The organism is Burkholderia sp. Cy-637, from assembly GCF_011753175.1.
GTDB classification, from domain to species: domain Bacteria; phylum Pseudomonadota; class Gammaproteobacteria; order Burkholderiales; family Burkholderiaceae; genus Burkholderia; species Burkholderia gladioli.
Genome location: NZ_VWWC01000095.1, coordinates 23,124 through 29,123, shown reverse-complemented (window position 1 = coordinate 29,123; position 6,000 = coordinate 23,124). Strand labels below are relative to the sequence as shown.

Annotated in this window: 5 protein-coding genes; 4 read left to right on the top strand and 1 reads right to left on the bottom strand. The window is 71.6% G+C overall.

Going from position 1 to position 6,000, the window contains the following annotated elements; translation table 11 throughout:
• Position 1: 1 nt before the first annotated feature.
• Entirely contained in the window at positions 2 to 1,552 is a 1,551-nt protein-coding gene (locus tag F3J10_RS22675) for an efflux transporter outer membrane subunit (protein WP_167243036.1), read from the top strand.
• A 204-nt stretch (positions 1,553 to 1,756) separates the two neighbouring features.
• Here the strand turns inward: F3J10_RS22675 and F3J10_RS22670 are convergent, their stop codons facing one another.
• A complete protein-coding gene (locus tag F3J10_RS22670; RefSeq protein WP_167243035.1) occupies positions 1,757 to 3,016 on the bottom strand; it encodes a YbfB/YjiJ family MFS transporter in 1,260 nt (419 codons plus the stop codon).
• A gap of 194 nt (positions 3,017 to 3,210) precedes the next feature.
• Here F3J10_RS22670 and F3J10_RS22665 point away from each other — a divergent pair, with 194 nt between their 5' ends.
• The 3 genes from F3J10_RS22665 to F3J10_RS22655 all read left to right on the top strand — a co-directional run bounded on the left by F3J10_RS22665 (position 3,211) and on the right by F3J10_RS22655 (position 5,999).
• Positions 3,211 to 3,813, top strand: coding sequence for a TetR/AcrR family transcriptional regulator (locus tag F3J10_RS22665; RefSeq protein WP_167243034.1), 603 nt, complete (start codon positions 3,211 to 3,213; stop codon positions 3,811 to 3,813).
• Between the two features lie 225 nt (positions 3,814 to 4,038).
• Positions 4,039 to 5,118 (top strand): helix-turn-helix transcriptional regulator, encoded by a 1,080-nt coding sequence (locus F3J10_RS22660; protein WP_240155683.1) that lies wholly within the window; start codon positions 4,039 to 4,041, stop codon positions 5,116 to 5,118.
• 158 nt (positions 5,119 to 5,276) lie between these two features.
• Positions 5,277 to 5,999: a fumarylacetoacetate hydrolase family protein gene (locus tag F3J10_RS22655; protein WP_025098974.1), complete on the top strand. Its 723-nt coding sequence runs from the start codon at positions 5,277 to 5,279 to the stop codon at positions 5,997 to 5,999.
• Position 6,000 lies beyond the last annotated feature (1 nt).

The following is a 6,000-nucleotide window of genomic DNA, read 5'->3' as shown; positions in this document are numbered from 1 at the left end:
GATGAGCGGCCCGCGATCGCGCCGGCGCGCCGCGCTCGCGCCGCTGGCCGCCGCCGCGTTGGCGGTGGCGCTGGGTGCCTGCACCACGGTCGGCCCGAACTACCGCTTGCCGAAACAGGCCCTGGTCAACGCGCCGCTGGCGAACGCGCCGCTCGACGGCGCCGGCGACGGCAGCTCGCTGGTCTCGCACGGCACGGTGCCGGCCAACTGGTGGCGGCTCTACGACGACCCGGTGCTCGACGGCCTGGTGCAACTGGCCCTGCAGTCCAATACCGACCTGCGCGTGGCAGCCGCCAACCTGGCCCGCTCGCGCGCCGCGCTCGACGTGGCCAACGCCCAGGGCGGCTTCTCCGGCGGTTTCGCGGGCGGCGCGCAGCGCGCCCAGGAATCGGCCGAGCAATACCTGCTGACCGAGAAGCTGCCGGTGGTGAACGAAGGCGCCTTCAATATCAACGTGTCCTACGAGTTCGACCTGTTCGGCAAGCTCAAGCGCGGCGTCGAGGCGGCGCGGGCCGATACCGACGCGGTCAAGGCCGCCGGCGACCTGGCCCGCATCACGGTGGTGGCCGACGTGGTGCGCGCCTATGTCGAATCCTGCTCGGCGGCCGAGGAACTCGAGATCGCGAAGCAGTCGCTGGCGCTGCAGCAGCAGCGCGTGTCGCTGTCGCGCCGACTGCGCGACGCGGGCCGCGGCAGCCAGACCGAGGTGACCACCGGCACCACCCAGGTTCGCACGCTGGCGGCCGACATCCCGCGCTTCGAGGGTCGCCGCAAGGTCGCGCAATACCAGCTCGCGGCCCTGCTCGCGCGCGCGCCGGCCGAACTGCCGCCCGCCGCCCTGGCCTGCAAGCGGCTGCCCCGGCTGAGCCAGCCGATCCCGGTCGGCGACGGCACCGCGCTGCTGCGGCGGCGCCCCGACGTGCGCGAGGCCGAGCGCAAGCTGGCCGCCTCGACGGCGCGCGTGGGCGTGGCGATCGGCGATATGTATCCGAGCGTCAGCTTCGGCGCCTCGGTGGGCACCACCGGGATCTTCGGCGACCTGTTCTCGCCGACCACCAACCGCTGGTCGTTCGGCCCGCTGATCAGCTGGACCTTTCCCGCCAACGGCCAGCGGGCCCGCGTGCGCGAGGCCGAGGCCGCCACCGGCGGCGCGCTGGCGCAGTTCGACGGCGTGGTGCTGAACGCGCTGCGCGAGACCCAGAGCAGCCTGGCCACCTACGCCGCCGATACGCAGCGCGCCGACGCGCTGCGTACCGCGTATCAATCGGCGCGCGACTCGGCTGACGAGACGCATCGCCTCTACGCGGCGGGGCGCGAGTCCTTCATTTCGGACCTGGATGCCACGCGAACGCTGACCAGCGTGCATGCGCAGGTGGCCGCGGCCGAGGGCCAGGTGGCGGCGGATCAGGTACGCCTGTTCCTGGCGCTGGGCGGCGGCTGGGATGGCGAGACGGGCGCGGGAGCCGAAGGCGGCGCGAGCCGTGCAAGCGACGCGAGCGGTACGTCGGTGCCCGCCGCGGCGCCGGTGCCGGCCTCGGCTGCCGCGCGCTGATTCCGAGGCAAGACGGCGGCGCGGCTTGCGCCGCCGTCTTGCCGTCGAGGTATCGAGCCACCACTGAAGAATCGCCACACGGCATCGCGCGTGGCGATCCGGTTTGAGAATCTCCCCTCTTCGCCACGCCGCGGCCATGTCGCGCTATCGACGGCAAGCCAGGCCGCCGCGACGATCAGGTCGCGGCGTGCAAGGCAAGCTCGCTCAACGCACCGTCTCGACTTGCGACCCGGCGGGCGCGCGGCGGATCGCGCAATCGACCAGGAACCCGATCGCCAGCGCCGCCGCGCCGATCGCGAACAGCAAGGCGTGCCGGCCGCCGCTCAGGCTGAAGATCGCCGAATAGGCATAACCGCAAAGCGCCTGCGAGGCCGCGAACACGGTGGTCGCCCGGCTCCACATCGCATGTTGCCGCGCATGCCGCTCGGGCAGCGTCTGGTGCACGCGGGCCAGCATCAGCGGCACGATGCCGGGCGGGAAGCTGCCGATCACGATCGTCAGCAGGCCCACCGCCACCAGGTTGGTCGACAGCGCGAGCGCCGCGACCACCAGCGCCTGCACCAGCATCACCGCGCGCATCGAGCGGGTGGGCCCGAACCGGTCGGCGAGAAAACCATACAGCGGCGGCCCGGCGATCGCGCCCATCCCGTACAGGATCCAGAACAGCGCGCCGAGATGGGCGCCCGCGCCCAGACCGCGCGCCACGAAATCCACCAGGAACACCATCGCCGGCACCAGCCCGAGCGCCATCAGCCCGTATTCGACGTAGAGCAGCAGCACGGTGCGCGGCGTGTCCGCCGGCAGCGGCGGCAGCGCGGCCTGCGCCCCGGCATCGCCGCCGGCCGCACCCGCCGCCGTCGCGGCCACACCCGAGCGCGGCCAGCAGAACCAGCTCGCCGCGCTGAGCAGCGCCGAGAACAGCGCCAGGCCGAGCCAGGTATCGCGCAGCCCGAAGCCGAGCAGCAGCGGCACCAGCGTGCCCGAGCCGGCGATGCCGAGCCCCAGCCCGAGGAACACCGCGCCGCTCGCGGTGCCCTTGCGCGCGGCCGGCACGTGCGGTAGCACGGTGGCCGCCACCAGCACCATGATCGCGCCGCCCGCGATGCCCGAGGCGAGCCGCCAGACGAAGAACCAGGCTTCGGAAACCGGGAACGCGCAGGCGGCGAAGGCCAGCGTGACCAGCAGCATCATCGCGCGCAGCACCGCGCGGTTCGAGAAGCGCCGCGCCAGCGGCCGCCCGGCCAGCGCGCCGAGCAGGTAGCCGGCGAGATTGGCGGCGCCGAGGAACACCACGTCGGTGGCGGCGAACCAGTGCGCCTCGATCAGCGACGGCAGCAGCGGCGTATAGGCGAAACGCGCCAGGCCGATGCCGACCAGGCTCGCGCACAAACCCGCGAAGATGGCTCGCCAGATGGCGGCCGCGCCGGGCGCGGCCTGGGCGCCGGCCAAGGATGGGGTGGACATGAGGCAAGGACTCCTGTGACGCCGCGCGAGCTTCGCGCCCGCGCATGACGGAAAACGACCGGGGAAAGCATGGATGCCGGATTATCTTTGACATCGATGTCAAGTTCGACACTCTAGTCAAACTTGACAGTCCCGTCAAAGATTTGTTTAATGGCGCCCGACAGTCGTTTCAAGCAGGAATCTGGAGGACCATCATGGCCGGCGTAAGACAGTTCGACGAGGGCGAGATGCTCGACAAGGCGCTCGCCCTGTTCTGGAAGAAGGGCTACGCGGATACCTCGATGCAGGAACTGGCGGCCGCCACCGGCGTGCAGCGGGGCTCGCTCTACAACGCCTACCAGGACAAGGAAACGCTGTTCCTGCGCGTGTTCGAGGTCTATGCGGCACGCTTCCTGGAAGGCGCGCGACGCACGCTCGAGGCGCCGCGCCTCGACCAGGCGCTCGAGGCCTTCTTCGCCTACGTGATCGCCTCGATGACCACCGGCACGCCCACCCGCGGCTGCCTGTCGACCAAGACCGCGGTGGCCGGCGATCGCATCGACGAGCCGATCCGGCAAGCGCTGGCGGCCATGCTGGACCGCTTCGAGGCGGTGCTGGCGGCGCGCCTGGCGCAGCCCGACCCGGCGCTGGAGCCGAGCGTGCCGGCGAAGGAAGCGGCGGCGCTGATCATCACCTTCACGCGCGGCATCGTCGTGATCGAGCGCGTCTACCAGGAGCCGCGGCGCCTGCATGACAATGCCCGCACGCTGGTGGCGATGCTGCTGCGCCCGCGTCGGGCCGCGGCCGCGCCGGGCTGAAACGTGGCTTGGAACCTGGCCTGGAAAGCGGGCCGCGACGCCGCCCGGAACACCGGCCGAACATCGGCGGGAACCGCTCCCGCCCGGCGCGGTTCGGCCCGGCATGGCCGCCGCGCGTAACGGAAGTGTCACGCGCGGCGCCCAACCGCTGTACCATCGCGGCTCGAACCGTACCACCCAGCATCATCCGCCATGCCAGCCAATTCGCAGCCGCGCACCTATGCCATGCCCGAGCGCAGCGACCGCCTCGACTTCTACATCCGGGACCAGACCACCCGGCAGCCGATCACCGAGCCGCATCGCCACGCCTATTTCCAGATCCAGTTCAACCTCGGCGGCGACACGCAGCAACGCATCGGCGGCGTCACGCGCCCCTTCCCGCGCGGCGCGCTGGCCTTCATCCTGCCGTTTCGCGAGCATCTGATCCCGCATCCGCCGGGCGCGCACTTCATCGTCATCAACTTCTCGCAGCAGTTCCTGCGCAGCGATCTGGACGTCGATCCGCTCGACCTCGACGACGTGCCGGTGCAGCGCGTGCCGGAACTCGCGCCGTTCCGCTTCCAGGAGCGGCTCGACTACATCCTGACCGGCGACGCCTTCGAGGACGCGCGCCGGCTCGCGCAGCGCATGCTCGACGTGAACCGGGAACGCAGCTTCGGCTCGGTGACCCTGCTGCGCGGCTACCTGCTGCAGCTGATCGGCCTGGTCAGCACCCAGTACGCGGGCGCGCTCGGCAAGCTGGCGCAGAGCCACGGCGCCCAGAGGGCCGGCCGGCGCGACGCGCTGGCCCGCGTGATGCGCCACATCCGCGCCAACCTGACCAGCGGCGAGCTGACGCTGACCGGCACCGCCGAGGCCGCCTTCCTGTCGCCGAACTACCTGGCCCACCTGATCCGCAAGGAAACCGGCAGCACCTTCACCGAGCTGGTGACCGAGCGGCGCATCGCGCTCGCGCAGTCGCTGCTCGCGCACACCACGCGGCGCATCGCCGATATCGCGCACGACGTCGGGTTTCGCGACGAGGGGTATTTCTCGCGGCGCTTCCGGGCCTGCGTGGGGATGTCGCCGAAGGACTATCGCGAGGCCAACGGCGAGGATGCCGAGGCGCGCGCGGCGGGCTTGGCGGCCGCCGGTGCCGGTGCCGGTGCCGAGGCCGATTCGGAGCGCGAAACCGAAGTCGATGCCGATGCCGAAACCGGCGCCGCGGCGGCCGGTATCGATGACAACGCCCCTGCCGGCGACTCTCGCGCCGGCGGCGCCGAAACCAAGGCCGAAAACACATCCGACGACCCCGGCGGCGCCTGAACCCGCGATCGGCCCGCCCCGGCGCGCCGGCCGCGCGAAACGTAGATTTGTCCAGAATCTCGACAGCTTCGTCGCATCGCGCCCGCCGGCGGCTTGTTATCGTTGCATCGTGCCGCGAGCCGCGGCCCCCGCCAACCGTCCAAGCCAGGAGTTACGCCATGAGCGCCCATTCCGCCGACTACGTCGTCACGCCGCCGGCCCCCGTTTCCGTCGCGGTCGCCGATTCGTCCGCCCGCTTCCCGCTGCGCCGCGTGTTCTGCGTCGGCCGCAACTACGCGGAACATGCCCGCGAAATGGGCGCCGATCCGAGCCGCGAGCCGCCGTTCTTCTTCGGCAAGCCCGCCGACGCGGTGGTGCCCGCCGAAGGCACGATCCCCTACCCGACGCTGACCTCCGACCTGCACCACGAGATCGAACTGGTGATCGCGATCGGCCAGGGCGGCAGCCGGATCGCGGCGGCCGACGCGCTCGACCACGTGTGGGGCTATGGCGTGGGCGTCGACCTGACGCGTCGCGACCTGCAGGCCGAGGCCAAGAAGCTGGGCCGCCCCTGGGACTGGGCCAAGGGTTTCGACGCCTCGGGCCCGGTCACGCCCCTGCATCCGGCCGCCAAGCTCGGCCATCCGCAAAACGGCCGGATCTGGCTGACCGTCAACGGCGAAGCGCGCCAGCAAGGCGACCTGGCCGACATGATCTGGCCCGTGCCCGATATCGTCGCCTACGTGTCGCAGGCCATCGAGCTGCAGGCGGGCGACCTGATCTTCACCGGCACGCCGGCCGGCGTGGGCGCGCTGCAACCGGGCGACCGCGTCGCGGGCGGTGTCGACGGCGTGGCCTCGTTCGAGTTCACGATCGGCGCGAAACCCGAATCGGCGTCCTGAA